The following is a 26332-nucleotide window of genomic DNA, read 5'->3' as shown; positions in this document are numbered from 1 at the left end:
AAGGAGTCGCTGAATTATGGATTTAAACAAAGAATTAGAGAAATTAGAGCATATTCACTTAGAAAAGCCACAAAAAGTATTTACGATGTACTTGAATACAGATCCATCCGACCCTGATCAACAAGGCGGCGAATGGAAAATTCATTTGAAGAATGGACTGAACAACTTTGAATCCTATCTGCAGGAAGATGGGGACTCAGATGAAAAAAGAAACTACTGGGCAGTCAAAGAAAAGGTTGAAACCTTCATAGAAGAAAACGAGCAGCATTTTGCAAAAAGTGTCGTATTGTTTGCTACAGGTGATGATACGGTCTGGTTTGCTGAAAGGTTCCAGATGCCGGTTAAGACTGAATTCTACTGGGAGGAAGCTCCAGTGTTGGATCAGCTGAAGGAAATGCAGCAGAAATTCCCGAAAACGGGTGTCGTCCTGACTCAGAAAAACCAGATTAAACTGCTGGATGCTGAACTGGGAACGTTGAAGGATACACAATTGTTTGAGCTTGACCTGAATACAGAGGATTGGCGCATGCATCAAGGGCCTGACAGAGCCCAGGCGTCCATGGGTTCAGGCGGAGCGAAGAATTCGAAGCAGGATCAGTTTGAAGAGCGCTTCGAAGCCAATCGTTACCGTTGGTATAAGAGCGTAGCTCCAAAAATTGACCGCGCCGCTAAACAATACGGCTGGGAGCGCTTCTACCTCGTTGGTGACAAGGAAGAATTGAAAGACCTTCAGGACCATATGAACAAGGAAGCTGAAGACATGATTAACAAAAACCTTCTGGACCATGAAGAAATGCATGTGCTCGATGAGGTTGTCCAATAATTTCTTACAAAAGCACCGGGGAGACCGGTGCTTTTTCATGTGTCATTTTATACATACCATCCAAACTGAATATGGGCCGGCACAGGCACGTTTAATCTTTCCATTATACAGATTTTCAGAGGCTATGGTAAAATAGTATACAGCGAAAATAAATGAGATTGGGGAAATGAACATGTTTGTTGTAGACTCCACTGTAGTGGTGCCGGAACACAAAGCTGATGATCTCATTCAGATTTATCGGAATCGCTCTCGCCTCGTAGATGAAGCAGAGGGATTTTTATCTTTTCAGCTTCTCCAAAACGATCGGAAGCCGGGAGAGTTGACGGTTCACTTGGAGTGGGAATCTAAACAAGCTTATTTGAATTGGGCAAGAAGTGAGCAGTTCAAGAAAATTCATGAGCTTGAAAAACATTACCCTGACGAAGATTTGAAGGGAATTGTTCCAATAGTGAAGAAGTATGAGGTGGTGGCAACATGAATAACACGGAGCAGGCCCACCTTGTCCGGACCGTAACAGAAGAAATCTATGAAGCCTATCCTTACCTTTGGGAAAAATTCGGCCAAAACGGGAGAGACCGGACCGAAGAAGACAATCATCATCATTTGGACCATCTGGCTGCGGCTTACGAGATGAGAAGTGTAGACTTTTTTATGGACTATACGGACTGGCTCAACAATGTATTGACATCCAGAAACGTGCCGACCGGACTGATTATTGATAATTTTCAGCGGCTCGTTCGACTGCTCGATGGACAGTCTCTTGTGGATGAGGACGAGAAGCGGATGTTCATCGTCTATTTAGAACAGGCTCTCAAACGACTTCATACTCTGAACGAGAGGTGACTATTTTGGATCTGCATCATGAACAACTCGCTCAAGTTTTTTTGAGTGGAGATGAAGAGAAGGCATTGAACTACACGTATCGTCTCCTGGAGAATCATCCAAGAGCCTACGTGTTTGAAAACCTGATCACTCCGGCAATGTACCACGTGGGGAAGCTGTGGGAGAATAATGAAATATCGGTTGCGGATGAGCATCTGGCTACAGCCATATGTGATTTTGTTCTTTCAAAAATCGAGTCTGATCACGAGGTTCCTAAACGCCGGCAGCAGCAAAATTATAAGGTCCTTCTCTTCGGAGTGGAAGAGGAGCAGCATTATATCGGGCTGAAAATGGTCGCCGACACTTTTAAAGAACATGGCTGGCGGGTCCGTTATTTAGGGCCGGATCTTCCAATGGAACATTCCATGTTACAAATTAGAAAATTCCAGCCCGATGTAATAGGAATATCAGCGGCTTTGTCCTACCGTATTCCTGCCATAAAGAAATCCATCGAGGCCTTCACCCAGCTGGAGTGGAAGCCGACCATCATGATCGGCGGCCGTCTTGCTTATAAATTTGACTTGTCGGAGTTTGAATCCGACCAGGTTATGGTGATTAAAAATATCGGACATCTGACGCATTGGTTCAAAGAAGGAAGGGAAGAATCCATCAATGAAACGAGTTGACCATTCTTTTCCTCTGCCCGTTTTTACAATCAACAAAAATTTCATCCTGCAATCTTATTCCAAGGAAGCAGAAGACAGCTTTGTCATCCCGCAGAACTTCCTGGACTTATTTGATGAAGGCAGTCTTTCCAAACTGAAAAAATGGATCCATCCGGAAGTGAAAAAGGTAACACTGGAAGCCCAGCTGAAGCCTTTTGGAAAAGCAAGTAACCCCGTAACGTGTGATCTGCACGTCAAATGGAGTAATGACCTTTATGCAGAAGTTCTGCTCATATTGAAGGATGACCAGATGGAGCGTGTCACAACGATGATGAATCAACTGCGCGCCCGCCTGAATGATACGAACTTTCAACTCCTTGAGGAAAAAGAAAAACTGGAGGAAGCGTTGGAGCTGAACAACCGTCTTTCGGCTCCTTTTATTACTCTTACAGAGGAAACGGCGTTGATCCCTTTGTTTGGTGATTTATCCCTGGATAAAATGGATGTCGTCGAAGAACCGCTGCTTCAAAGGATCAATCAAGGTGGTATTGAACGGGTGCTGCTGGATTTTACTGCCGTTGGAGATATTCCGAAAGACGGAGCCCAGGCTTTGAAAAGTCTGACCGCTTCTTTATTTTTTATGGGAGCCTCCGTTGTCATTACAGGAGTACGGCCTGAACAGGTTCCAAAACTCCAGAATATCCGTTTTCCTATTGAAGTTTCTTATCTTCATTCCCTTCAACAGGCCATTTACAAATACTGTGTGCAGTAAAACGCTGCTTTCTGCTGATTTCCGGTTTATTCCCCTTTTCCAATGTGGAATAGATAAAGTAAACGAGAAAATAGAAAGGGTGTTTTGTAATGGAAATGACGCTTGAAGTGAACGGTATGACATGTGGGCACTGCCAGAAAACGGTTAAAGATACAGTTGAAAATCTTGAAGGTGTGCACGGAGCAGAGGTTCATCTCGACAGTGGTAAGGTCAATGTGGTGTACGACGAAGCCTATGTCGGTAAAAATCTAATTAAAGAATCCATCCATGCCCAAGGGTATGAGGTAGTTGGATAACGATAAAGGTCCTGGCTTTCCAGGCCTATTCAAGCTGTCGAGAAGGTTCTCGACAGCTTTTTTTATGGATTCAGAGCAGGATAGGGAGACGGGATGATGGACGTAAGCCACCTTACTCACGGACTCAACAGTAAGAAAAGCCCGGGGTCCCGGGCTTTTCTTACTGTACTGTATAGGGAAGCTGTGTTTGATAACCGGAAAATTTCTGGTAGGCCTGGTCAAGCTTTTGGTTCTCTTCCTGCTCCAGAGCATACCATCCATGTTTGAACATGAGGTTATACAGGTTTCTCTGACAGTCCTGTGTTTCCTTGAAGATGGTTGCCAGATCCTGATAAATTGCTTGGTTACTCGCCTCATTCAATGCTGTGCTGTACGACGATGTCATGTACTTCTCCGTAGCCAGAAGATCGTTAACGAAATCCCGCTCATTCATCTGCGGTGTCTGTGGTACAGTCGTTTCAGGGTTTTGAATTTTTTGTGGTTGGTTCGGATTCATAACGGACCTCCTCAATTCGGTTTATTGGCTTGTGTGTTCAGGTGCTCCAGGATTTTATTGTAGTGACGCTGGTGCATTTGGCCGGCTTCGTCCAGCGCCGCCTGGATTTCGGGGGTTTGACAATTTTGAGCGAAAAAATGAGCTTTTTTACAAGCATTTAAATTCCAGGAAAGCATGTCTGCAAGGTATAGTTGATCTTTTATGGTCACAACATCAGGGGCCTGAGCCATCGGCTGTGCGCCCTGAATGGACCCGGTTGCTGGGTTCGGCTGCATGGAACTCCCTCCTTTATGTTTTCCCTGTTAGTATGGCTGTTTGAGGATGAAGTATAAACGAAAGATGGGGTTTATTTGTCGAATATGAGATGAAAATATTCACCCTTTTTTAAGAAAAATGATAAAATAGAATCACAAACGTTTACATTTCTGAAAATTATAAATGTTCTACTCACCATCAGTCAGGGGGCTTAATGATGGAAAAGGTGATGCGCAATTTCTTTCTTTTTTTATCGAAAAACCGTTTCTTTACAAAGCTTGCGAAAAAATATGGACTCCGTTTTGGTGCCGGTAAGTTTGTCGCTGGTGTTTCTGTACCTGATGCTGTGAGAACCATCCGGATTTTGAATGACCAGGGTATGGCAGTCACGATTGACCACCTTGGCGAGTTCATTGACAGTGAGGCAGAAGCCAGAGAAGCAGCGGAGGGGTGTATCGCTGCGATTGAAGCCATAGCAGAATATCATTTGGATTCACAACTTTCCCTTAAACTGACGTCCATGGGGCTGGATATTTCCGAATCGCTTGTGATGGAGAACATGAGGAAGATCCTTGGTGCGGCAGAAAAAAATGATGTGTTTGTGACCATTGATATGGAAGATTACGAACGCTGCGGCAGAACTCTGAAGATTTTCAAGCAGTTGAGGGAGGAGTATGACCATATCGGAACCGTCCTCCAGTCGTATTTATACCGGACGGTCGAAGATATAGAATCACTGGATGAGTATTCCCCGAATCTGAGACTTGTGAAAGGAGCCTATAAGGAATCCGCCAAAGTGGCTTTCCCCGATAAGAAAGACGTGGATGACAACTTAAAGAAAATTATCCGGATCCACTTGATGAATGGCCATTATACAGCAGTAGCTACCCATGATGATGAAATGATCGAGTATACAAAGAAATTGGTGGAGGATGAAGGCATATCAAAGGATCAGTTCGAATTTCAAATGCTGTACGGAATTCGAGTGGAACGTCAGAAAGAACTGGTGGAGGAAGGTTATAAAATGCGTGTGTACGTACCTTATGGGAATGATTGGTATGGATACTTCATGCGCCGTCTCGCAGAACGGCCGGCAAACGTCGCTTTCGTGCTAAAAGGAGTATTTGGCAGATGAGGAAGGGCTGTCCCCCACCGTCTTTCCTTTTTTTAATCAAAACCGGCCGAACGCTCATACACTAACATAACGAAATGGACTTGGAAGAATTTTTAAGATTTATGGAGAAAAGGATTGCGAAATGTCTGAATATATTTTATATTAGACGTAGATACCGGTTCAGCACTATATTTTTTTGACCGTAAAATGAATGAGTATTCATTCAAAGAGATAGGGGGAGAAATGATGAATCAAAAAATTAAACGGGCTGCAGTTTTAGGCTCAGGGGTGATGGGGGCTGGCATTGCTGCCCACCTGGCCAACACAGGAATCCCTGTGCTGATGATGGACATCGCACCCCGGGAATTATCCGAACAGGAAAAAAGTAAAGAGTTGACGATCGAACATCCAGCGGTACGAAATCGTATAGCCGCTGAGAATAAGAGAGCGCTTCTAAAGCAGAAGCCGTCCCCGCTGACAAGTAAAAAAAATCTCGATTTGATCGAAACGGGCAACTTTACCGATGATATGAGCCGTCTGGGCGAGGTCGACTGGATCATCGAAGTCGTTGTCGAAAACCTGGATATCAAAAAGAAAGTGCTCGCAGAAGTAGATCAATACCGTAAGCCCGGTTCGATTGTAAGCTCCAATACATCAGGCATTTCCATTGAGGCCATGTCTGCAGACTGCAGCGATGATTTTAAGAAGCATTTTCTCGGGACGCATTTCTTCAACCCGCCGCGTTACTTGAAGCTGCTGGAGGTTATTCCGACAGCTTCGACGGACCCGGGCGTCCTTTCGTTTATGAAGACGTTTGGTGAGGATGTGCTTGGTAAAGGTGTGGTGGAAGCCAAGGATACACCGAACTTTATTGCCAATCGTATCGGTACGTACGGCCTCCTCATCACCGTTCAGAAAATGCTTGAAAAAGGGTACTCGGTCGGAGAAGTGGATTCGGTTACTGGTCCATTGATCGGCCGGCCGAAAAGCGCAACCTTCCGTACGCTTGATGTTGTAGGTCTGGATACCTTTATCCATGTCGCCAACAATGTTTATGAACAGGTGGAAGGTAAAGAGAAGAAAGCCTTTGAAGTTCCTGGATTCATGACAGCGATGCTTGAAAAAGGATGGCTCGGATCAAAAAGCGGTCAAGGATTCTTCCTGAAGAATAAAACAGCAGAAGGCAGCGAGATTCTTCAGTTGAATCCTGAAACACTTGATTATGAGCCGCGTGGAAAATTAAAAACAAAAGCAACAGAAGCAGCCAAACAAGAGAAAGGCCTGCACCGCAAGCTCAAAACCCTTGTTCAGGCAGAAGGAGATCGTGCCGGTGACTTGATCTGGTCCATCATCAAACCGGTGCTTCTGTATTCAGGAGAATTGGCAGGAGAAATAGCTGATGATATTTCTGCTATTGACGATGCCATGAAGTGGGGTTTCGGCTGGGAAGCAGGTCCATTCGAAATATGGGACGCTGTTGGTGTTGAATCCTCCGTTGAACGGATGAAGGCCGAAGGGGAAACGGTTCCTTCATGGGTGGAGCAACTGGTCGATCATAAGAATCCTTCCTTTTATAAACATGAAAATGGAAACGTTTACTACTACCACAATGGGGAGTACAAAGAGAAGGTCTTTAATAAAAAACAAATCAATTTGAAGCGTCTGAAAGAGAAAACAGATGTGATTAAGAAAAATGCGGGTGCGAGCCTCATTGACTTAGGTGATGGAGTCGCTGCTCTCGAATTCCATTCCCGAAGCAATGCGATAGGGCTGGATATTGTACAGATGATGAACTTCGCTGTGGATTACGTAGATGAGAATGACTGGCACGGCCTCGTCGTCGGTAACCAGGCGAAGAACTTCTGTGTTGGTGCCAACCTCGGCATGATGCTGATGGAAGCTCAGGATTACAATTTCTTTGAGATTGAAATGGTCGTAAAGAACTTCCAGGACAGCATGATGAAACTGAAGTATTCTGATAAGCCGGTCGTTGCAGCACCATTTGGAATGACGCTTGGCGGAGGAGCGGAAGTCTGCCTTCCGTCTGCTGCGATTCAAGCTTCTCCAGAGACGTACATGGGTCTTGTGGAAACAGGAGTCGGGCTGATCCCCGGCGGTGGTGGTAACAAGGAGCTGTATATCAAACACCTGCGGAATATCCCTGAGGGTGTGGAGGTTGACCTTCAAAAGGCGGCCGTCAGTGTCTTTGAAAAGATTGCGATGGCTAAAGTATCTACTTCTGGAGAAGAAGCTCTTGAAAACGGATTTTTAGATCAAAGAGATGCAGTAAGTACGAACGGAGATCATCTGCTGCATGATGCTAAGCAGAAGGTTCTTAGTCTGGCCGGTTCTGGATACAAAGCACCAAAGCGGACGAAGGTCCCCGTCACAGGAGAACAAGGGCTGGCTACAATGATTCTTGGGGCGAAGTCTCTCGTTTTAAGCGGATACGCAAGTGAGCATGACATGAAAATTGCTGAAAAGCTGGCCTTTGTACTGGCTGGCGGACGATTGAAACAGGGGACACTCGTTGATGAGCAGTATTTGCTTGACTTGGAGAGAGAGGCGTTCCTCAGCCTGATTGGTGAGCCGAAGTCACAGGCTCGTATGCAGCACATGCTTATGAAAGGAAAACCGCTCCGTAACTAAAAGGAGAGGACATAGAGGAGGGGACATACATTGAAAGAAGCAGTGATTGTAGCGGGAGCAAGAACACCGGTGGGCCGCGCTAAAAAAGGCGCACTCGCTCATACGAGACCGGATGATCTGGCCGCTTTAACGATAAAAGAAACTTTAAAAAGAGCCGGAGGATATGAAGGGAATATTGATGATGTCATTATCGGATGCGCCATGCCTGAAGCTGAGCAGGGGATGAACATGGCCCGCAATATTTCAGGTCTGGCAGGACTGCATCATAAAGTTCCTGCGATTACGATAAACCGATACTGTTCTTCAGGTCTTCAGAGTATCGCCTACGCCGCTGAAAAAATTATGCTCGGACACAGTGACACCGCACTTGCGGGAGGAGCCGAATCGATGAGTCTGATTCCTATGGGTGGGCACGTGATCAAGCCGAATATTGAATTGGTGGAGCAGGCTCCTGAATATTACATGTCCATGGGTCATACAGCTGAAGAGGTAGCCGGCCGCTTCGGAATCTCAAGAGAAGACCAGGATGCTTTTGCTGTTCAGAGTCATGAACGTGCGGCACGGGCGAATCAGGAAGGGAAATTCGAGGACGAAATCGTACCGGTGGAAGTGACAAACCGAGAACTTGGTGCTGATCACAAAGTGAAGGAAACGAAAGCGATGTTTGCAGTCGACGAAGGAGTCCGTCCCGGCACGAGACAGGAAATACTCGCAAAGCTGAAGCCGGCATTTTCTATAAGAGGTTCCGTGACAGCAGGAAACTCTTCACAGATGAGCGACGGCGCTGCATCCGTTCTGGTAATGGATCATGAGAAGGCGAAGTCGGAGGGCCTCCAGCCACTCGTGAAATTCCGATCTTTTGCTGTCGCAGGTGTAGAACCGGAAATTATGGGGGTCGGCCCTATTGAAGCGGTGCCTAAAGCATTGAGAATGGCAGGGTTGTCCATCCAGGATATTGGTTTATTTGAACTGAATGAAGCGTTTGCTTCACAGGCGCTGCGCGTCATCCGTGAGCTGGGTCTGGATCCTGAAAAAGTCAATGTCAATGGAGGAGCGATTGCCCTTGGCCATCCGCTGGGCTGTACGGGGACGAAATTGACGCTGAGTCTTATTCATGAAATGAAGAGAAGAAACGAGCAATTTGGTGTCGTAACGATGTGTATCGGCGGCGGTATGGGTGCTGCCGGGGTATTTGAATTAATCTAATGGGGAGGCACAACCAATGAGTGAATTAAAAGAGATGATTAAAGGTGGCGGATTTATTGTCGAGGATGTAACGGCCGATCAGGTCATTACCCCGGAGGACTTTACGGATGAACATTTGATGATTGCCAAGACGGCTGAAGATTTTGTTCTTGGTGAAGTTGTTCCAAAGATTGAGAACCTGGAAAACCATGAGTTTGAACATTCTGTCGCTCTTTTGAAGAAAGCGGGCGATCTTGGACTGCTCGGCGCCGATGTGCCTGAAGAATATGGCGGCCTCCAGCTGGATAAAATCAGTTCATCCTTAATTACAGAGAAGTTCTCCCGTGCCGGTGGGTTTTCTGTCACTCATGGTGCGCACGTTGGAATCGGGTCTCTTCCTATTGTATTCTTCGGGAACCATGATCAGAAAAATAAATACCTTCCTGTACTCGCTACAGGTGAAAAGATTGCCGCTTATGCCCTGACAGAGCCGGGATCAGGGTCTGATGCTCTTGGAGCTAAAACAACGGCTAAGCTTAATGAAGCGGGCACCCATTATATTTTGAACGGGGAAAAACAGTGGATTACCAACTCTGCTTTTGCTGATGTATTTGTTGTGTATGCCAAGATTGATGGAGACAAATTCACAGCATTTATTGTAGAAAGAGAGTATCCAGGTGTATCCACAGGTCCGGAAGAAAAGAAAATGGGAATTAAGAGTTCTTCCACCCGTACATTGATTCTTGAAGATGCTGAAGTTCCGGTGGAAAACGTCCTTGGGGACATTGGAAAAGGCCATGTCATTGCCTTTAACATACTGAATGTTGGTCGTTACAAGCTGGCCATCGGTGGTGTTGGCGGAGCGAAACGGGCGATTGAACTGTCTGTAAAATACGCCAAAGAAAGAAAACAGTTTAAAACTCCGATTGCACAGTTCCCATTGATCCAGGAGAAAATTGGTTCGGTTGCCGCAAATACGTATGCCAATGAAAGTTCCGTTTACCGGACCGTCGGGCTGTTTGAACAGAGCATGGGCAAACTAACTGATGAAGAGCTGAAAGACGGGGCTGCTGTTGCGAAGGTTATCGCTGAATATGCGATTGAATGCTCCTTGAATAAAGTGTTCGGTACCGAACTGCTCGACTTTGCTTCCGATGAAGCCGTACAAATCCACGGGGGTTACGGTTTCATGGCGGAATACGAAGTGGAAAGAATGTACCGCGATTCCCGGATCAACCGTATTTTTGAAGGAACGAATGAAATCAACCGGATGATTGTCCCGGGTACACTGCTTAAAAAAGCGATGAAAGGGGAACTTCCTCTCCTCCAAAAAGCCCAGACGCTCCAGGAGGAAATCATGATGATGATGCCGGAAGAACCTGGATTGGAGCCATTGGAGCAGGAGAAGTATCTAGTTAAAAATGCTAAGAAAATCGGACTTCTTGCTGCCGGTCTTGCCGCACAGAAGTACGGAGAAAAGCTGGATAAAGAACAGGAAGTGCTCGTCAATATCGCTGATATGGTCGGTGAAATCTATAACATGGAATCAGCCCTCCTTCGAACGGAGAAAGCCATCAATCGTTCTGGTGAAGAGAAGAATAAGCAGAAGCTCCTCTACACGCAGGTGTATGTACAGGAAGCCTTTAACAGAATCGAGGCCCATGCGAAAGAAACGTTGATTGCGTCTGAAACCGGCGACTCTCTGCGTATGATGCTTGGTGCCCTTCGTAAACTGACACGTCATACACCGACGAATGTCATTCCGAAGAAGCGGGAAATTGCCCAGGGGTTAATTGAGTCAGAAAAGTATTACGTATAAATCATTGAAGCCCGCACTTTCAAGTGCGGGCTTTTGGCATGTAGAGAGGAAGGAATCCGGCAGTTTTTTTCTCACGGGGACATCCGAGTTTCCAGGTGAAAGGGTGCTCTTGGAGGCTTTTGAATGAAAAAGAAGAAAGGATGTAAAAGAATGAAAAAGGAATTGGAGGGAAAAGTAATTTTCAATGAAAAGATTGTCTCCATTGTGATAAAATAAGACGTAACAAGTTGGAAGGAGGAGGAGCATATGCCTGTTACCTTCTACTGGTACCCAAACTGTGGTACTTGTAAAAAAGCGAAAAAATGGCTGGATGATGAAGGGGTTCCTTACGAATCTGTACATATTGTTGAACATCCCCCTTCACAGGAAGAGTTGAAGGACCTCACGGCCAGGAGTGAACGACCGGTTAAGAAATTTTTCAACACCAGTGGGAAGAAGTATAGGGAGTTAAACCTGAAGGAAAAGCTGAAAGATGCAGATGAAGAAGAAATGCTGCGCCTGCTCGCTTCGGACGGGATGCTCATCAAACGGCCCATCGTCACGGATGGAACGAAGGTCACTGTTGGTTTCAAAGCCGATGAATTTGAAAACGTCTGGGGCCGGTGAGCAGAACATTGGAAATAAAAGCAGAAGGCTTTTATGTTTATAACTGTCATTAAACTAAAACAAGAACTGTGGAGGTAATCGAATATGAGCTTACCAAAAGATCTACGTTATTCTCAGGAACACGAATGGGTGAAAGAAGAAGGAGAAAAAGTCAGAGTCGGAATCACGGACTTTGCTCAATCTGAACTTGGGGACATCGTGTTTGTAGAGCTTCCTGAAGTGGGAGAAGAACTAAAAACAGACGAGCCTTTCGGAAGTGTGGAATCTGTAAAAACTGTTTCCGAACTGTATGCACCAATCAGCGGTAAAGTTGTGGAAGTGAATGAAGATTTGGAAGACAGCCCTGAATTTGTGAATGAGTCTCCTTATGACAAAGCCTGGATGGTTGTCGTTGAACCAAGCGATTCTTCAGAAGTTGAGCAGCTGATGTCTTCTGAAGAATATGAAGCGATGATTGATGAAGATTAATCAAAACAAGTAAGCCCGTTGTACAGGCAGGACCGATGATTCCTTGTCTGACATGATCGTGCTTGATCTTAATCATGTTCAGACCATGCCCTATGGCATGGTCTGTTTCTATATAGTAGGTGATGAAGATGGATGGAGAACGGATTTTGATTGTTGAAGGGATTACAGATAAGAAGAAATTGAACAAAGTGCTGGATGAGAAAATCGAAATCATCTGTACTCATGGAACGCTCGGTATTGAGCGGATGGAAGAAATGATCTTTGAACATAACCTGGATGAACGATCGGTCTATATCCTTGTGGATGAAGATGATTCCGGTTTTAAACTACGGAAGATGCTGACAGAGGAACTTCCGCACGCTGAACATATTTATATTGATAAAGCCTTTCGGGAAGTAGCGGCAACGCCTGAGCCTGAACTTGCACGTGCATTGTTGAGCCGTCATTTCAGCGTGAAGTCTATGTATTTAATTTAGGAGGAAGCTTTGCAGAATTTAGAACAAAAAGAGGCAGCACAAGCGCTGTCCTCAGATGAAAAAACAATGACATTTATTCACAGTCCTTTTTGTGGGACGTGCCACCTTGCCCGCAAAATGCTGGTAACGTTGGAAGAGATGTATAAAAAACCACTATTCTCAGAAATGAATGCCTCTCTGCATCCTGCATTGATGGAACAATATCGAGTGGAAAGTGTTCCATGCCTCTTGATCACCCATAAAGGAGAAGTTCTTGAAAAGGTCTATGCTTTTCAATCCGTCCCACACATGTATGAAAAGATTATTCCCTATCTATAACCCGCCTTTATTCCCCGGGAAATGACAAGATGAAAAAATGAGATAAAACCCGTTCTGCAATAAAAGAACGGGTTTTATTCATCGGCTGTATGACCAGTTATAAGTGGGTGGGAGGCCTTCCGTTGTTTTGATGATTAAACAATTTCCCCCAGGGACTGGACAATATCCAGAAAGGAAGCTTTATCACCGAACGATTGGTGGACCCTGCCTTCCTGATCTATGATAATTGTGGAAGGGACGCCCTGGCAGCCAAACGTATCGTATAAGCTTCGCCCATCATCAATCAATGTAGGCTGGTTAAGAAATTTCTCAGCATATTCCTTTCCGGCATCAGGGCTGCGTTCACGGCCCGGGACGTTGATCGTAACAAGCTCCACTTTTTCTTTGTCCATCGTTTCAAAGAGCTGCTCTTTTTTAGGTAAGTCTCTCCCGCAGTCAGGACACCAGGATGCCCAGAAAGTCAGGACGATCACTTTTCCGAAATGGTCGCTCAGACGATAGGTGGAGGGCTGATTTATATAAGAAAGTTCAAATTGAGGAGCACGTTCCTTCATGACTTCATCTCCTTGCTGTAAAAATATACCGGCGCAATAATCTTTGACGTCCGTATAGACTCCATGCTAACATAACATATAATTTCACAGCGACATCATAACTTATCCAGAGTGGTGGAGGGACTGGCCCTTTGAAACCCGGCAACCGGCGTAAAAGCACGGTGCTAAATCCTGCAGAGCACAAAGCTTTGATAGATGAGATTCCATGCAGTCTCTTCTATTTTAGAAGAGATTTTTTTGCATATACAGATGTTTTTCTTTTCTGAAAAGTGGCTCATTTATGTTGACACGCTGGTGGCAGAGTGCTAAAATCCACTTTGTGGTTATGAATTGAATTAAAGCACTAATAATTTAATAGATTAAAATCTCTTATCCAGAGTGGCGGAGGGACTGGCCCGACGATGCCCGGCAACCAGCAGGAGTAACCGACCTGTCAAGGTGCCAAATCCTGCAGAGTGTAACAGCTCTGACAGATGAGAGAACAGAAGATACAATGCTATTGAAACGCCATTCTGTTCTCGAACAGAATGGCGTTTTTTGAATGGGAGGGAACACATCATGATTACAATCAAGGATCTTTCTAAAGTTTTTCAAACGAAGGATCGGGAAGTAAAGGCTGTTGATGGTTTAAGCCTTACGATAAATAAAGGGGAAATCTACGGTGTTATTGGTTACAGTGGAGCAGGTAAAAGTACGTTTATCCGGCTGTTGAACCGACTGGAAGATCCAACAGAGGGGAGCATCCACGTAGGCGATCAGGATTTGACGGGCCTCAGTAAGAATAAACTACGCATTGCCCGGCAGGATATCGGAATGATTTTTCAGCACTTCAATCTGCTTTGGTCCAGAACGGTTTATGATAACATCGCTTTTCCTCTGGAAATTGCCGGTGTACCAAAGGAAGAACGGAGCAGAAGGGTGAACGAACTGATCGACTTGGTCGGTTTATCAGGCAGAGGAAACTCTTATCCATCCCAACTGAGTGGTGGTCAGAAACAGCGTGTAGGTATTGCCAGGGCGCTGGCCAACAACCCAAAAGTCCTCCTTTGTGACGAAGCCACATCTGCTCTGGATCCGGAAACGACGGACTCCATCTTGGATCTTCTAGTAGACATCAATGAAAAACTCGGACTGACCATCGTTTTGATTACGCACGAAATGCATGTCATCCGTAAGATCTGTCATCAGGTGGCAGTCATGGAGCAGGGGAGAATTGTTGAAAAGGGAGATGTTCTGGACGTATTCCTTCATCCTGAACAGCCAGTGACGAAGAAATTTGTTGATCAGGTGATGGGTGACCAGGAAAAAGAGCACTCTCTGAAATTGATCAAAGATAAGTATCAGTCAGGCAAAATCGTCCGGCTGCATTTTGTAGGAGAAAGTACCAACCAGGCGCTGATCAGTGAGGTCTCCAGGAAATTCGTCCTGGATGTCAATATTCTTCACGGCAAGATCACGCAGACGCAAAAAGGAGCTTACGGAACGATGTTTGTTCAGTTTGAAGGAGACAATGAGGAAGTGGCCCGGGCGATCGAATATATACGCTCTACTTCTGTTGAAGTGGAGGTGAACCCGGATGCTTAATGATTTTTTTCCAAACGTACGCATGGAGGATATGATTACGGCGACGAATGAAACGTTATACATGACGCTCATTTCCGTGGCCGGGACGTTTATTCTGGGAATCCTTCTGGGGCTGCTGCTTTATCTGTCAGGGCCCGGGGGTCTGTGGCAGAACAAAGTGGTCAATACGATTACGGCTTCTGTCGTAAACATATTCCGTGCCATTCCTTTCATTATTTTGATTCTACTGTTATTCCCATTCACTGATTTCCTGGTCGGGACGATACGTGGACCTAACGCGGCGCTTCCTGCGTTGATTATCGGAGGGGCTCCGTTTTACGCCAGACTCGTTGAGATTGCATTGAAGGAAGTGGAAAAAGGTGTGGTAGAAGCGGCTAAGGCGATGGGGGCTAAATCATCCACTATTATCTTTAAAGTTCTTCTGCCGGAATCGATGCCTGCGCTTATCTCAGGCATTACGGTTACCGCCATTGCGTTGATCGGGTACACCGCTGTAGCAGGTGCGATTGGTTCCGGCGGTCTTGGAGACTTTGCGTATTTCTACGGTTTTCAGCGTAGTAATTTTGATGTGGTCTTCATCTGTACCGTGCTTATCATTATCATTGTGTTTATTTTCCAATTCATCGGTGATTATGCTTCCCGTAAATTGGACAAAAGATAAAAATAAAAAGGGAGAGATTATTCATGAAAAAAATCTGGACATCAGCGATTGCGCTTTTATTCGTTCTCGTTCTTGCCGCCTGCGGTTCTTCTGAAGAAGATTCCTCCAGCGGAGAAGGAAGCAGTGAAGAAGGAAGTAAAGAAATTACAGTAGGAGCGACAAGTGTTCCTCACGCCGAAGTCCTTGAGGAAGCGAAGCCGCTTCTTGAAGAGGAAGGCATCACGTTGAACATCGAGGAGTACCAGGATTACATCCTTCCAAACCAGGATCTTGCTGAAGGACGTATAGATGCAAACTATTTCCAGACGATTCCTTACATGGAACTTCAGGAAAAGGATAATGATGATTATGACTTTGCCAATCTTGGCGGCATTCACATTGAGCCGATCGGTGTGTACTCCCAAAAGTATGAAAACCTTGAGGATATCGAAGATGGTACAGAGTTTGTTATGAGTCGTTCTGTATCCACTCACGGCCGTGTACTGACACTTCTTGAGAAAGAAGGGTTGATCAAACTGGACGAGAGTGTAGAAAAAGTGGATGCCACCGTCAATGATATCGTTGAAAACCCTAAAAATCTTCAGTTTGATACCGGTGTGGACGCTGCCAACCTTCCTGAAGTGTATAAAAAAGAGGAAGAAGTCCTTGTAGCGATCAATACCAACTACGCGATTGAAGCTGATCTTGTACCAAAAGAAGATGCGATCATCCTTGAAGGCACAAACTCTCCTTATGTGAACGTCATCGCTGCTCAAAGCAAAGATGAGGGCAGTGAGGCACTGAACACGCTTGTGGAGGTTCTTCGTTCTGAAGACATCCAAACCTTCATTGAAGAGGAATATGATGGAGCGGTTATCCCGGTCTCCGGAGATTCTGAATAACGGATAAAATAAGTGACTGCGGTTTATACTAACCGCAGTCACTTATTTTTTATGGGAGGTTTTAACATGCAGGATCAGAATATGACGTGGACGCAGACCTATCTACATGATTATAAAGAAGGAATGGGTGTCTTTGCGGAACACATGCCTGAAGTCGCCCGCCAGTTCAGTCAGTTTTCACAGGAGTGTTTCAAGGCCGGGGAACTTTCTCAAAAAGACAAACAGCTGATGGCTCTCGGAATCAGTATTGTTGCCCAGGATGAATACTGTATGATCTACCACACAAAAGGCTGCGTCGATCAAGGGGCTTCCGAAAAGGAGATCTTGGAAGCCTGTGGAGTAGCGGCAGCTTTCGGAGGAGGGGCAGCTCTCAGTCAGGCTGTCACTCTCGTCCAGGACGCCTACAGTGATTTAACGAATAACATTAACTAATTGAATTATTAGAAAATTAAAGAAAAACAAATGTATTAAATGAAAATGCAATTATTAAACGCTTACATCGGCCCGCGGGTCCACACATGAATGAAAATGCGGTTTCAGAAGATTTTATACAGGGTAGAGGTTTGTGGTAACCTAAATTGTGTAAATAATCTGAAAGGGTTGATTCGTTATTAATGACCATCTGCAGTTGAATTACACCGCTGAAATGGAAAAGGCTATGCATCAGGCTCACAATACGAGTTATGCGGAGTACAGCCGGAGACTGGACACCCGGTTGGAAGTAGAACAAAAGCGTCAGCGTGAATTCGAACAAACTCAGAAAATGCATGCCCAGGTGGACCGTCAATTGCATAGATAATGTTTAGGAACGAATCGATCAGGTGGCTTTAGTCACCTGATTTTTTCATGTTATACTATTGGAGGAAAGTGAGATTGAACATGTATCAATGTCCAGTTTTCCCTCTCCTTTTACCAGTGGGAAAAAGTTGATTACAAATAAAAAATGATTTAAGATTATAATGAGAATAAATTGAGAATGAATGTTTGTTTTCAGTCTGACTGGACATTCGATAATAATAGATACTGGAGGTATACATTATGGCAGGATCAACATTAGAAATTAAAGATCTTCACGTAGAGATTGAAGGTCAGGAAATCCTTAAAGGTGTAAACTTAACAATCAACGGCGGTGAATTCCACGCAGTTATGGGACCAAACGGAACAGGTAAGTCCACATTGTCCTCTGCAATTATGGGCCACCCGAAGTATGAAGTAACCAAAGGTGAAATCATCCTTGATGGTGAAAACGTACTGGAAATGGAAGTAGACGAGCGTGCGAAAGCCGGCTTGTTCCTGGCCATGCAGTACCCGAGTGAAATCAGCGGTGTAACCAACTCCGACTTCCTGCGTTCTTCCATTAACGCTCACCGTGAAGAAGGTGATGAAATTTCTCTTATGAAATTCATCAAAGAGATGGACAACACAATGGATACGCTTGAAATGGACAAGAACATGGCTCAGCGTTACTTGAACGAAGGTTTCTCCGGTGGTGAGAAAAAACGTAACGAAATTCTGCAGCTTATGATGATCCAGCCGGCGATTGCCATCCTGGATGAGATTGATTCCGGTCTGGATATCGATGCTCTTAAAGTCGTTTCCAAAGGGATCAACGAAATGCGCAACGACTCCTTCGGCTGCCTGATCATCACTCACTACCAGCGTCTATTGAACTACATCACTCCTGATAAAGTACACGTGATGATGCAGGGTCGTATTGTGAAGTCCGGTGGTCCGGAACTTTCCCAGCGCCTTGAAGAAGAAGGATACGACTGGATCAAGCAGGAGCTTGGCATAGAAGACGAAACGGTCAACGCGTAATAAGATAGGAGGGTAACCATGACAGTAGAAGTCACACTACCATACGACAAAGAGTATGTTACAAACTTTTCCCAGGGTCTTCAGGAACCTGAATGGATGAAGAATCTTCGTCTAAGTGCTCTGGAGAAATCAGAATCTCTTCCACTACCAAAACCAGATAAAACCAATATTTCTAAATGGAACTTCACAGAAATCGATCATCATGTCACGAGTGATAAGATTGAAAATCTGGATGAGCTTCCAGTTGAAATCAAAGACTTTTTAGATCAGGAAAAAGAACAGCAGAACCTTGTGATCCAGCGTAACCATACCGTTGCCTATGCAGCGATTGAACAGCAGCTGAAGGACAAGGGTGTCATCTTCACTGACATGCTGACAGCCATCCGTGAGCACAGTGATCTTGTTGAAAAGTATTTCATGAATGATGCGGTTCACGTGGACGAGCACCGTCTGACAGCGCTGCATGCGGCCCTTGTGAACGGCGGAGTTTTCCTTTATGTTCCGAAAAACGTTCAGATCGAAGAACCGATTCAGGCCATTTTCTGGCAGGAGGATCCTAAAGCCTCTCTCATTAACCACATTCTTGTTGTGGCAGAGGAAAACAGTTCAGTTACGTATGTGGAGAACTATATTTCCCACAATAAAGAAGAGAAGACCTCTTCCAACATTGTTGCAGAGGTGATCGCTAAAGACGGAGCAAAAGTTTCCTTTGGTGCTGTGGATAACTTTGAAGCCGGAACGACTGTTTATGCAAACCGACGTGGCGTAGCCTACCGTGATGCTGTCATTGAATGGGCTCTTGGACAGATGAATGAAGGGGATACTGTCTCTGAAAACATCACCCACCTGATCGGTGACAACTCCCACTCCAATGCGAAAACTGTAGCCATCGGCCGCGGAACGCAGAAGCAGAACTTTACAGCGAATATCACCCATTTCGGAAAAGGATCGGATGGATATATCCTTCAGCACGGAGTTATGAAGGACAAAGCCTCTGCAATCTTTAACGGAATTGGAAAAATCGAACACGGCGCCAGTAAATCCAATGCAGAGCAGGAGTCCCGTGTACTGATGCTAAGCAAGGATGCACGTGGTGACGCGAACCCGATTCTTCTTATTGATGAAGATGACGTTACCGCCGGTCACGCTGCTTCTGTCGGTCGTGTCGATCCGATCCAGCTTTATTATCTAATGAGCCGTGGAATCTCTCGCTTTGAAGCGGAGCGTTTGATTATTCACGGATTCCTGGCACCTGTTGTAAATCAATTGCCTGTAGAGGCGGTAAAACGCCAGCTTAGACAGGTAATTGAAAGGAAAGTCTATTAATGGATGTAAAAGCTGTACGCGAACAGTTCCCAATCCTTCAACAGGAAGTGAATGGGCATCCGCTCGTGTACCTGGATTCCTCCGCGACTTCCCAAAAACCTCTTCAGGTGATTGAGAAGCTTGATGAATACTACCGCGGATACAATTCCAACGTTCACAGAGGTGTTCATACACTGGGAACGAAAGCAACAGACGAATATGAAGGTGCCCGCGAAAAAGTACGCCGCTTCATAAATGCTTCCAGTACACAGGAAGTCATTTTCACACGTGGTACAACGACAGCGATCAATACGGTAGCATCAAGCTACGGACGCGCGAACCTTTCTGAAGGTGACGAAGTCGTCATTACTCAGATGGAGCACCACAGCAACATCATCCCATGGCAGCAGGTCGTCAAAGAGACAGGCGCTGTCCTCAAGTACATTCCGATGCAGCCGGATGGTACGGTTCGTCTGGAAGATGCAGAAGCAACGATTACCGATAAAACGAAAATTGTAGCGATGATGCATGTATCCAACGTACTTGGTACGATCAACCCGGTGAGGGAAGTGGCTGAAATCGCCCACCGTAAAGGTGCAGTCATGCTCGTGGACGGAGCTCAGAGTGTCCCTCATATGAGCATCGACGTCCAGGACCTGGATGCTGACTTTTACGCCTTCAGTGGACACAAAATGTGCGGTCCGACCGGCATTGGTGTTCTCTACGGTAAGAAAGCCTTGTTGAATGATATGGAGCCGGTTGAATTCGGTGGTGAGATGATCGATTTTGTTAACCTGTATGATTCCACGTGGAAAGAGCTTCCGTGGAAATTTGAAGGGGGTACACCGATCATTGCAGGCGCTGTTGGTCTTGGCGCTGCCATCGACTTCCTGACAGACATCGGTCTGGATAACATACGCAGACATGAAGAAAAGCTGGCTGCCTATGCGGTTCAGGAAATGAACAAGATGGACGATATGAAGATTTTCGGTCCTGAACATCGTGCCGGTCTTGTAACGTTCAATCTCGGCGATGTCCACCCTCACGATCTCGCAACCGTGCTTGACGCTGAAGGGGTGGCTGTACGTGCGGGACATCACTGTGCCCAGCCGCTGATGCGCTGGCTGAACGTCTCGGCTACGGCCAGAGCAAGCTTTTATCTCTACAACACAGAAGAAGATATAGACCGACTTGTCGCTGGATTACAAACAACAAAGGAGTATTTTGGCGATGTCTTTTAATAACCTAGATACCCTTTATCGTCAAGTCATTATGGATCATTATAAAAACCCGCGTAACCGTGGCTCCATTGAAGGAAATCCAATGGTTGTAGATATGAACAATCCGACCTGCGGGGACCGGATACAGGTTTACCTGCAAGTGGAGGACGGATTGGTCCAGGAAGCGAAGTTTGACGGAGAAGGCTGTTCCATCAGCCTTTCCTCCGCATCCATGATGACGCAGGCGATTAAAGGCAGACCCGTTGATGAAGCATTAAAAATGTCCGAGCTGTTTTCTGACCTTATGCAGGGGAAAGACATTGATGAAGACGGCCTTGACCTTGGTGACATTGAAGCCCTTCAGGGAGTAGCCAAGTTCCCGGCACGCATCAAATGTGCGACCCTGGCATGGAAAGCCATGGAAAAAGGTGTCGGAGAAGAGAAGCAGGACTAAAGCTTTTGCCAATACCAAAAGGAGGTATGTACCATGGCCAAAAAAGCGCCAGAAGTGGGAGAGTACCAATATGGTTTCCACGAAAAAGACGTATCCATTTTCCGTACACAGAAAGGTTTGACGAAGGAAGTCGTTGAACAAATTTCTAATTATAAAGAAGAGCCGAAGTGGATGCTTGATTTCCGCCTGAAGTCTCTTGAGCAGTTCTATAAAATGCCGATGCCACAGTGGGGCGGCGACCTCCAGGAACTGAATTTTGATGATATTACGTATTACGTAAAACCATCTGAGCGTTCCGAGCGTTCGTGGGATGAAGTTCCGGAAGAAATCAAGAATACGTTCGACCGTCTTGGAATTCCGGAAGCGGAGCAGAAATACCTTGCCGGTGTATCTGCCCAGTATGAATCCGAAGTGGTTTATCACAACATGGAGAAAGACCTGGAAGATATGGGTGTAATCTTTAAGGATACCGATTCAGCTCTTAAAGAAAACGAGGACCTTTTCAAAGAATATTTCGGAAAAGTCATTCCTCCATCCGACAACAAATTCTCAGCGTTGAACTCTGCGGTTTGGTCCGGTGGATCCTTCATCTATGTTCCGAAAAATACGAAGGTGGAAACGCCGCTTCAGGCCTACTTCCGTATTAACTCTGAAAATATGGGACAGTTCGAGCGTACGCTGATCATTGCTGACGAAGGTTCTTCCGTCCACTATGTAGAAGGCTGTACAGCTCCTACGTATTCGTCCAGCTCGCTGCACAGTGCGGTCGTTGAAATTTTCGTTAAGGATAATGCGTACTGCCGTTATACAACGATCCAGAACTGGGCCAACAACGTCTACAACCTTGTTACGAAGCGTGCGGTTGCTGAGTCCAATGCAACGATGGAATGGGTCGACGGTAACCTCGGTTCCAAGTTGACGATGAAATATCCAGCTGTCCTTCTTAAAGGAGAAGGGGCTCGCGGTATGACGTTGTCCATCGCCCTTGCTGGTAAAGGCCAGCACCAGGATGCCGGTGCGAAAATGCACCACCTGGCGCCGAACACGTCTTCGACCATCGTTTCCAAATCCATCTCCAAGCATGGTGGTAAAGTAACCTACCGCGGAATCGTCCAGTTCGGCCGGAAAGCCGAAGGCGCACGTTCCAACGTTGAGTGCGATACGCTCATTATGGATAACGAATCTACGTCAGATACGATTCCATACAACGAAATCATGAACGAGAACATCTCTCTCGAGCACGAAGCGAAAGTTTCCAAAGTGTCTGAAGAGCAGTTGTTCTACTTGATGAGCCGTGGTATTTCTGAAGAGGAAGCAACAGAAATGATCGTGATGGGCTTCATCGAGCCATTCACGAAAGAACTTCCAATGGAATATGCCGTTGAAATGAACCGCCTGATCAAATTTGAAATGGAAGGTTCCATCGGTTAATTGAATACAGAAACCGCACAGATTCTGATCTGTGCGGTTTTTTTGTGGGCAGACACAGAAAGGAGAGGCAGAAGCGGGCAGGATGTTTTATGAATAGAAAACATGATACTATAATATTATCTATAATGAGTTGAGGAAGGTCCCTTATGTTTCTTTTAATGTTTTTGATTGGTGTTGTGACGGCTTTAGTGGGGAGCATCGCCGGCCTCGGCGGCGGTGTTATTTTAGTTCCTGTGCTCCTCTTTTTGGCCGATCATCTTCCATCCTTTGACTGGGTGAGTCCCCAGTCCATCGTTGGAGTTTCACTGGTCGTTATGATTTTCACCGGTATGTCGTCGACGATCTCGTATATCCGGCATAACCGGGTGGATAAAAAAATCGGCTTTATCTTTTTATATGGAAGTATTCCTGGAGGCATCTTCGGTTCCTGGCTGAATCAATTTTTTAAGACAGACGGGTTCTCTTTGTTTTTTGGAATTGTGATGATACTTGTCTCTCTATTGTTTTTTATTCCGAGAAGACCACCAGGCACACCGTTGTTCACAAGCGGGATAAAAAGAGAGAGAACCATAAATGGACAAACGTATACCTATCAAATGCCTCTATGGCTGGGGCTTTCCTTGTCATTTGCTGTTGGCATGCTCTCCGGTCTGCTCGGCATCGGCGGCGGTTCTTTGATGGTGCCTGCGATGATTCTGCTGCTGAATATTCCTCCGCATATCGCGACGGCTACATCGATGTTTATGATTTTCTTTGCCAGCATCACGAGTTCAGCCACCCATATTGCAATGGGGCATGTGGACTGGGCCGTCACGCTCTGGTTTATTCCGGGAGCCTATGCAGGAGGGATGCTTGGAGCTAAAATCAACCGTCACCTGAACGGGAAAGCAGTGGAATGGTTCTTAAGGATTCTGCTGATTATGATAGGGATACGCTTAATCTGGCAAGGGTTAGGGTGAGGAGACTGATGATGAAGGAAAAACTGCACATATACTATACAAGTGATCTTCATAGTCACTTTGAGAATTGGCCCCAGATCGTCGGCTATTTTCGAGAGAAGAAAAAAATCCATGATCAAAAAGGGGAAGACTACTGGTTGTTGGATAACGGCGATCACGTCGACCGTTTTCATCCTATAACCGAAGGATTGATGGGCAAGGGAAACGTTGACCTATTGAATCAGGCTGGTTATTCCGTAGCGACCCTAGGAAATAACGAAGGGATTACACTTGCCAAAGAGGACCTTCATAAACTCTATGACGAAGCGGACTTTCAAGTGGTCTGTGCCAATCTGGAGTGCTTGGAATCTCCTGCACCGGAATGGCTCAAACCGTATCATATCCTCCACTCCAGCCGAGGCACGAAGGTAGCCGTCATTGGTTTGACTGCTCCTTTCCAAGCCTTTTATCAGAAACTTGGATGGGATGTCCATTCACCATATGACTGGCTGGATAAGCTGCTGCCTGAAGTGAAGGAGAAAGCAGACATCGTCATTTTATTATCCCACCTAGGGATCAATGAAGATGAAGAAATCGCACGACGGTACAATGGAATTGATCTCATTATCGGAGGCCACACGCATCACCTTTTTCAAAACGGCGAGCATGTAGAAGGTACGCTGCTGACAGCCGCTGGGAAGCACGGTACCCATCTTGGGGAGGTGCTGTTGGAATGGGACCACAAGGCCGGTGAAATCACGAGGAAGGAAGCTTATGCGGTTCCTACAGAGCAGATGAGAAAAGACGATCAGGTGACCGAATACTTAAGGCAGATCCGTGGGGAGGCTGTCCGCCGTCTGGAAACCCCTGTAGCCTATTTGGAAGAGCCGATGCATATTGCCTGGTTCCAGGACAGTCCGCTTATGTCCAGACTTACAGAGCAGCTCCGCACATGGACTTCATCTGATATAGCCATGTTGAATGCAGGCGTTCTTCTGGACCATCTGCCGGCAGGGGATATTACGTATGAGGACGTTCACCGGATCTGTCCGCATCCGATGAATCCATGCAAGGTGGAGTTAAGAGGAGATGAACTTCTTGAAGTCATCCGTGCTGCTCATACGAAGAAGTTGACAGAAATCCGCCTGAAAGGATTCGGATTCAGAGGAGAAGTCATAGGCAGAATGGTTTTTGCCGGCATTGATATTGAACGACGGCAGGACGAGGACGGAGAAGAGCGTGTGGTTCAAGTGCTGTACAACGGCAGGCCTGTGGAATACGATCAGACGTACACCTTTGCTACAGCGGATACATTTACGTTCGGTCGTTTCTTCCCTGAAATTGCTTATGCAGAAACGAAGCAATATTTTATGCCGGAACTCTTACGTGATTTACTGAAAAAAGAACTGAAACAATAAAGCGTTCACCCCCTTGCCATGAATAAAAGCTGCAAGGGGGTGAATTGATATCAGTTACCTATGCAGCAGGCATATAAAGAAACTCTCTATTTTCTGAAGCAGGGACTATCTTTTGTGATTAGAGAAAGGGCGCTCCTCATATATATAGAAGGGGAGGGTGCCTGTATGCCTAAAAACCGAGTGACCAAACGATCGACCATCGGCAGGCGGATTGTCATCAGCCTGTTGTTTTTCGCCCTTTTCACGGTGCTGAGTCTCTGGTATATCAACAGAGGGGTTACGCCAGCGCTGGTCGAGATTGCTGAAACGAAAGCCCAGCAGCTGGCAAGAGATGCCATTAATGAAGCTGTAAGCAAACAGATTGCAGAGGATCTGCAATTTAATGATTTGGTGAAAATGGAAAAGGATGATCAGGGAAATGTCGTTTATATGGGTTGGAATTCTGTGCTTGTCAACAGAGCTCTGCGGGATACCACCATCAGGGTTCAAAATTTCCTGAAGCGGATGGAACTAGGGGAACTACCGATGGAGGATACGACACTGGAACCCGATCTCGATCCAGACCGTACTCCGGAAGAGCAGGGGGAGCAGCCGGCAACACTCATTGAACTTCCGATTGGGATGGCTACCAACAACAGTCTGCTTGCCAACCTTGGACCCAAGGTACCTGTACAGCTGCGTGTCATCGGAGATGTTCAGTCTGAAGTAGATATTGAAATGACGGAATACGGGATCAATGCCGCCTTGTTTGAATTGACCATCCACTTTGAGGTGAATGTCAGAATCGTCATCCCCTTTTCCACAGAAACGACGGTCGTCACCAACAATATTCCAATCGACCAGGCTACCATTCTCGGGGAAGTGCCGGAATATTTCGGAGGCATGTCCGGAGACGACGGTGGGAATCCTTCGTTCTCCCTTCCGATGGAACCCTTGCAATAATGGCCGGTCACTGGTACAATACCAAAGAACTGAATATGCGTGACCTTATCAGATCGGTGAGGTAGAGGCGCAGGCATCATGAGTAGCTGATGGGAGTTTGACAAGCCGGGATCATTAGTGAAAGGGAGGGCCTGCCGAAGTGTGGCTTAACACGTCAAGTTTTGACACGCTGGTGTATACCTGAAGAAGGCATACACTGTCATGCATGCTTTTGGGTGCATGGGGCGCTACTGATCGAAATGGAGGATAATCAAGTTGTCTGCAGACAGTGATGGATTATTTTCTGTCATTGTTTTTTTATTTTATTCCTCATTTTATACCCACCAGTAGCCTTCCATTCCCGTAACATCAAGATATACGGA

General features: G+C 45.9%; 30 protein-coding genes and 3 riboswitches. Of the genes, 27 read left to right on the top strand and 3 right to left on the bottom strand.

Going from position 1 to position 26332, the window contains the following annotated elements; translation table 11 throughout:
* The first annotated feature begins 16 nt into the window (after positions 1 to 16).
* The 6 genes from QMA39_RS08590 (at position 17) to QMA39_RS08565 (ending at position 3378) form a co-directional block, all read left to right on the top strand.
* Positions 17 to 823, top strand: coding sequence for a VLRF1 family aeRF1-type release factor (locus QMA39_RS08590; RefSeq protein ID WP_027956395.1), 807 nt, complete (start codon positions 17 to 19; stop codon positions 821 to 823).
* Positions 824 to 995: 172 nt separating this feature from the next.
* Complete coding sequence (locus QMA39_RS08585; RefSeq protein WP_206933560.1) at positions 996 to 1301, top strand: antibiotic biosynthesis monooxygenase; 306 nt, start codon at positions 996 to 998, stop codon at positions 1299 to 1301.
* On the top strand, positions 1298 to 1666 hold the full coding sequence (locus QMA39_RS08580; protein WP_206933561.1) for a hypothetical protein: 369 nt from the start codon (positions 1298 to 1300) through the stop codon (positions 1664 to 1666). Before QMA39_RS08585 ends, QMA39_RS08580 begins: the two co-directional genes overlap by 4 nt.
* Positions 1667 to 1671: 5 nt before the next feature.
* Positions 1672 to 2331, top strand: coding sequence for a cobalamin-dependent protein (locus QMA39_RS08575; RefSeq protein WP_281658423.1), 660 nt, complete (start codon positions 1672 to 1674; stop codon positions 2329 to 2331).
* Entirely contained in the window at positions 2318 to 3082 is a 765-nt protein-coding gene (locus QMA39_RS08570; RefSeq protein WP_281658422.1) for an STAS domain-containing protein, read from the top strand. The genes QMA39_RS08575 and QMA39_RS08570 overlap by 14 nt, the downstream gene beginning before the upstream one ends.
* Before the next feature lie 89 nt (positions 3083 to 3171).
* Positions 3172 to 3378, top strand: coding sequence for a cation transporter (locus QMA39_RS08565; RefSeq protein ID WP_027956400.1), 207 nt, complete (start codon positions 3172 to 3174; stop codon positions 3376 to 3378).
* Positions 3379 to 3538: 160 nt separating this feature from the next.
* On the opposite strand, the gene QMA39_RS08560 is transcribed toward QMA39_RS08565, so the two are convergent.
* Both QMA39_RS08560 and QMA39_RS08555 read right to left on the bottom strand, forming a co-directional pair.
* Positions 3539 to 3874 (bottom strand): spore coat protein, encoded by a 336-nt coding sequence (locus QMA39_RS08560; RefSeq protein ID WP_027956401.1) that lies wholly within the window; start codon positions 3872 to 3874, stop codon positions 3539 to 3541.
* A gap of 11 nt (positions 3875 to 3885) precedes the next feature.
* Positions 3886 to 4149, bottom strand: coding sequence for a hypothetical protein (locus QMA39_RS08555; protein ID WP_281658421.1), 264 nt, complete (start codon positions 4147 to 4149; stop codon positions 3886 to 3888).
* A gap of 197 nt (positions 4150 to 4346) precedes the next feature.
* Between QMA39_RS08555 and QMA39_RS08550 the strand changes: the two genes are divergently transcribed.
* From QMA39_RS08550 to QMA39_RS08515, 8 genes are all read left to right on the top strand, one after another.
* Positions 4347 to 5264, top strand: a complete 918-nt coding sequence (locus tag QMA39_RS08550; RefSeq protein ID WP_206933563.1) for a proline dehydrogenase — start codon at positions 4347 to 4349, stop codon at positions 5262 to 5264.
* 225 nt (positions 5265 to 5489) lie between these two features.
* Positions 5490 to 7892, top strand: a complete 2403-nt coding sequence (locus tag QMA39_RS08545) for a 3-hydroxyacyl-CoA dehydrogenase/enoyl-CoA hydratase family protein (RefSeq protein WP_281658420.1) — start codon at positions 5490 to 5492, stop codon at positions 7890 to 7892.
* A gap of 30 nt (positions 7893 to 7922) precedes the next feature.
* Positions 7923 to 9098, top strand: coding sequence for an acetyl-CoA C-acetyltransferase (locus QMA39_RS08540; protein WP_281658419.1), 1176 nt, complete (start codon positions 7923 to 7925; stop codon positions 9096 to 9098).
* 16 nt (positions 9099 to 9114) lie between these two features.
* Positions 9115 to 10896: an acyl-CoA dehydrogenase family protein gene (locus tag QMA39_RS08535; RefSeq protein WP_027956406.1), complete on the top strand. Its 1782-nt coding sequence runs from the start codon at positions 9115 to 9117 to the stop codon at positions 10894 to 10896.
* A gap of 246 nt (positions 10897 to 11142) precedes the next feature.
* On the top strand, positions 11143 to 11502 hold the full coding sequence (locus QMA39_RS08530; RefSeq protein WP_206933568.1) for an arsenate reductase family protein: 360 nt from the start codon (positions 11143 to 11145) through the stop codon (positions 11500 to 11502).
* Between the two features lie 84 nt (positions 11503 to 11586).
* Positions 11587 to 11970: a glycine cleavage system protein GcvH gene (gcvH, locus tag QMA39_RS08525; RefSeq protein WP_027956409.1), complete on the top strand. Its 384-nt coding sequence runs from the start codon at positions 11587 to 11589 to the stop codon at positions 11968 to 11970.
* A gap of 128 nt (positions 11971 to 12098) precedes the next feature.
* Complete coding sequence (locus tag QMA39_RS08520; RefSeq protein ID WP_027956410.1) at positions 12099 to 12446, top strand: topoisomerase; 348 nt, start codon at positions 12099 to 12101, stop codon at positions 12444 to 12446.
* 9 nt (positions 12447 to 12455) lie between these two features.
* Positions 12456 to 12764, top strand: coding sequence for a thioredoxin family protein (locus QMA39_RS08515; RefSeq protein ID WP_027956411.1), 309 nt, complete (start codon positions 12456 to 12458; stop codon positions 12762 to 12764).
* A gap of 134 nt (positions 12765 to 12898) precedes the next feature.
* Here QMA39_RS08515 and QMA39_RS08510 read toward each other — a convergent pair whose 3' ends face one another.
* A complete protein-coding gene (locus tag QMA39_RS08510) occupies positions 12899 to 13318 on the bottom strand; it encodes a TlpA disulfide reductase family protein (protein WP_281658418.1) in 420 nt (139 codons plus the stop codon).
* 99 nt (positions 13319 to 13417) lie between these two features.
* Positions 13418 to 13520: riboswitch (SAM riboswitch) on the top strand.
* Positions 13521 to 13684: 164 nt separating this feature from the next.
* Positions 13685 to 13798: riboswitch (SAM riboswitch) on the top strand.
* 78 nt (positions 13799 to 13876) lie between these two features.
* Between QMA39_RS08510 and QMA39_RS08505 the strand changes: the two genes are divergently transcribed.
* The 13 genes from QMA39_RS08505 (at position 13877) to yunB (ending at position 25970) form a co-directional block, all read left to right on the top strand.
* Positions 13877 to 14902 (top strand): methionine ABC transporter ATP-binding protein, encoded by a 1026-nt coding sequence (locus QMA39_RS08505; RefSeq protein WP_027956413.1) that lies wholly within the window; start codon positions 13877 to 13879, stop codon positions 14900 to 14902.
* Positions 14895 to 15563, top strand: coding sequence for a methionine ABC transporter permease (locus tag QMA39_RS08500; protein ID WP_027956414.1), 669 nt, complete (start codon positions 14895 to 14897; stop codon positions 15561 to 15563). The genes QMA39_RS08505 and QMA39_RS08500 overlap by 8 nt, the downstream gene beginning before the upstream one ends.
* 23 nt (positions 15564 to 15586) lie before the next feature.
* Entirely contained in the window at positions 15587 to 16444 is an 858-nt protein-coding gene (locus QMA39_RS08495; RefSeq protein ID WP_027956415.1) for a MetQ/NlpA family ABC transporter substrate-binding protein, read from the top strand.
* Between the two features lie 66 nt (positions 16445 to 16510).
* Positions 16511 to 16876, top strand: a complete 366-nt coding sequence (locus QMA39_RS08490) for a carboxymuconolactone decarboxylase family protein (RefSeq protein WP_027956416.1) — start codon at positions 16511 to 16513, stop codon at positions 16874 to 16876.
* Positions 16877 to 17102: 226 nt separating this feature from the next.
* Entirely contained in the window at positions 17103 to 17243 is a 141-nt protein-coding gene (locus tag QMA39_RS08485) for a hypothetical protein (RefSeq protein ID WP_169516222.1), read from the top strand.
* Positions 17244 to 17482: 239 nt separating this feature from the next.
* Positions 17483 to 18262 carry a Fe-S cluster assembly ATPase SufC gene (gene sufC / locus QMA39_RS08480; protein ID WP_027956417.1) on the top strand — a complete coding sequence of 260 codons (780 nt, stop codon included), beginning with the start codon at positions 17483 to 17485 and terminating at the stop codon, positions 18260 to 18262.
* 18 nt (positions 18263 to 18280) lie between these two features.
* A complete protein-coding gene (gene sufD / locus QMA39_RS08475; RefSeq protein WP_281658417.1) occupies positions 18281 to 19588 on the top strand; it encodes a Fe-S cluster assembly protein SufD in 1308 nt (435 codons plus the stop codon).
* Positions 19588 to 20808 carry a cysteine desulfurase gene (locus tag QMA39_RS08470; protein ID WP_281658416.1) on the top strand — a complete coding sequence of 407 codons (1221 nt, stop codon included), beginning with the start codon at positions 19588 to 19590 and terminating at the stop codon, positions 20806 to 20808. The genes sufD and QMA39_RS08470 overlap by 1 nt, the downstream gene beginning before the upstream one ends.
* Positions 20798 to 21241 carry a Fe-S cluster assembly sulfur transfer protein SufU gene (gene sufU / locus QMA39_RS08465; RefSeq protein WP_206933576.1) on the top strand — a complete coding sequence of 148 codons (444 nt, stop codon included), beginning with the start codon at positions 20798 to 20800 and terminating at the stop codon, positions 21239 to 21241. Before QMA39_RS08470 ends, sufU begins: the two co-directional genes overlap by 11 nt.
* Positions 21242 to 21274: 33 nt before the next feature.
* Positions 21275 to 22672: a Fe-S cluster assembly protein SufB gene (sufB, locus tag QMA39_RS08460; protein ID WP_027956421.1), complete on the top strand. Its 1398-nt coding sequence runs from the start codon at positions 21275 to 21277 to the stop codon at positions 22670 to 22672.
* 146 nt (positions 22673 to 22818) lie between these two features.
* Positions 22819 to 23631, top strand: a complete 813-nt coding sequence (locus QMA39_RS08455; protein ID WP_027956422.1) for a sulfite exporter TauE/SafE family protein — start codon at positions 22819 to 22821, stop codon at positions 23629 to 23631.
* Positions 23632 to 23642: 11 nt separating this feature from the next.
* Entirely contained in the window at positions 23643 to 25028 is a 1386-nt protein-coding gene (locus QMA39_RS08450; RefSeq protein ID WP_281658415.1) for a bifunctional UDP-sugar hydrolase/5'-nucleotidase, read from the top strand.
* A 165-nt stretch (positions 25029 to 25193) separates the two neighbouring features.
* The gene (gene yunB, locus QMA39_RS08445) at positions 25194 to 25970 is read left to right on the top strand and encodes a sporulation protein YunB (protein ID WP_281658414.1); all 777 of its coding nucleotides are present in this window, start codon (positions 25194 to 25196) and stop codon (positions 25968 to 25970) included.
* A 54-nt stretch (positions 25971 to 26024) separates the two neighbouring features.
* Positions 26025 to 26208, top strand: a riboswitch (Lysine riboswitch).
* Positions 26209 to 26332: the final 124 nt, after the last annotated feature.

The sequence above is a fragment of the Halobacillus sp. Cin3 genome (assembly GCF_947311855.1).
GTDB lineage: Bacteria > Bacillota > Bacilli > Bacillales > Halobacillaceae > Halobacillus > Halobacillus kuroshimensis.
This window is presented reverse-complemented; position numbering and strand designations above follow the sequence as displayed.

What these genes read in the sequence shown, in the direction of transcription:
- QMA39_RS08495 (WP_027956415.1), top strand. Translation starts at nt 15,587, where the DNA reads ATGAAAAAAATCTGGACATCAGCGATTGCGCTTTTATTCGTTCTCGTT.
- QMA39_RS08545 (WP_281658420.1), top strand. Translation starts at nt 5,490, where the DNA reads ATGAATCAAAAAATTAAACGGGCTGCAGTTTTAGGCTCAGGGGTGATG.
- yunB (WP_281658414.1), top strand. Translation starts at nt 25,194, where the DNA reads ATGCCTAAAAACCGAGTGACCAAACGATCGACCATCGGCAGGCGGATT.
- QMA39_RS08470 (WP_281658416.1), top strand. Translation starts at nt 19,588, where the DNA reads ATGGATGTAAAAGCTGTACGCGAACAGTTCCCAATCCTTCAACAGGAA.
- QMA39_RS08565 (WP_027956400.1), top strand. Translation starts at nt 3,172, where the DNA reads ATGGAAATGACGCTTGAAGTGAACGGTATGACATGTGGGCACTGCCAG.
- QMA39_RS08490 (WP_027956416.1), top strand. Translation starts at nt 16,511, where the DNA reads ATGCAGGATCAGAATATGACGTGGACGCAGACCTATCTACATGATTAT.
- QMA39_RS08590 (WP_027956395.1), top strand. Translation starts at nt 17, where the DNA reads ATGGATTTAAACAAAGAATTAGAGAAATTAGAGCATATTCACTTAGAA.
- QMA39_RS08555 (WP_281658421.1), bottom strand. Translation starts at nt 4,149, where the DNA reads ATGCAGCCGAACCCAGCAACCGGGTCCATTCAGGGCGCACAGCCGATG.
- QMA39_RS08570 (WP_281658422.1), top strand. Translation starts at nt 2,318, where the DNA reads ATGAAACGAGTTGACCATTCTTTTCCTCTGCCCGTTTTTACAATCAAC.
- QMA39_RS08450 (WP_281658415.1), top strand. Translation starts at nt 23,643, where the DNA reads ATGAAGGAAAAACTGCACATATACTATACAAGTGATCTTCATAGTCAC.
- QMA39_RS08520 (WP_027956410.1), top strand. Translation starts at nt 12,099, where the DNA reads ATGGATGGAGAACGGATTTTGATTGTTGAAGGGATTACAGATAAGAAG.
- QMA39_RS08510 (WP_281658418.1), bottom strand. Translation starts at nt 13,318, where the DNA reads ATGAAGGAACGTGCTCCTCAATTTGAACTTTCTTATATAAATCAGCCC.
- gcvH (WP_027956409.1), top strand. Translation starts at nt 11,587, where the DNA reads ATGAGCTTACCAAAAGATCTACGTTATTCTCAGGAACACGAATGGGTG.
- QMA39_RS08500 (WP_027956414.1), top strand. Translation starts at nt 14,895, where the DNA reads ATGCTTAATGATTTTTTTCCAAACGTACGCATGGAGGATATGATTACG.
- QMA39_RS08535 (WP_027956406.1), top strand. Translation starts at nt 9,115, where the DNA reads ATGAGTGAATTAAAAGAGATGATTAAAGGTGGCGGATTTATTGTCGAG.
- QMA39_RS08505 (WP_027956413.1), top strand. Translation starts at nt 13,877, where the DNA reads ATGATTACAATCAAGGATCTTTCTAAAGTTTTTCAAACGAAGGATCGG.
- sufU (WP_206933576.1), top strand. Translation starts at nt 20,798, where the DNA reads ATGTCTTTTAATAACCTAGATACCCTTTATCGTCAAGTCATTATGGAT.
- QMA39_RS08560 (WP_027956401.1), bottom strand. Translation starts at nt 3,874, where the DNA reads ATGAATCCGAACCAACCACAAAAAATTCAAAACCCTGAAACGACTGTA.
- QMA39_RS08585 (WP_206933560.1), top strand. Translation starts at nt 996, where the DNA reads ATGTTTGTTGTAGACTCCACTGTAGTGGTGCCGGAACACAAAGCTGAT.
- sufC (WP_027956417.1), top strand. Translation starts at nt 17,483, where the DNA reads ATGGCAGGATCAACATTAGAAATTAAAGATCTTCACGTAGAGATTGAA.
- QMA39_RS08530 (WP_206933568.1), top strand. Translation starts at nt 11,143, where the DNA reads ATGCCTGTTACCTTCTACTGGTACCCAAACTGTGGTACTTGTAAAAAA.
- QMA39_RS08485 (WP_169516222.1), top strand. Translation starts at nt 17,103, where the DNA reads ATGCATCAGGCTCACAATACGAGTTATGCGGAGTACAGCCGGAGACTG.
- sufD (WP_281658417.1), top strand. Translation starts at nt 18,281, where the DNA reads ATGACAGTAGAAGTCACACTACCATACGACAAAGAGTATGTTACAAAC.
- QMA39_RS08580 (WP_206933561.1), top strand. Translation starts at nt 1,298, where the DNA reads ATGAATAACACGGAGCAGGCCCACCTTGTCCGGACCGTAACAGAAGAA.
- QMA39_RS08550 (WP_206933563.1), top strand. Translation starts at nt 4,347, where the DNA reads ATGGAAAAGGTGATGCGCAATTTCTTTCTTTTTTTATCGAAAAACCGT.
- sufB (WP_027956421.1), top strand. Translation starts at nt 21,275, where the DNA reads ATGGCCAAAAAAGCGCCAGAAGTGGGAGAGTACCAATATGGTTTCCAC.
- QMA39_RS08455 (WP_027956422.1), top strand. Translation starts at nt 22,819, where the DNA reads ATGTTTCTTTTAATGTTTTTGATTGGTGTTGTGACGGCTTTAGTGGGG.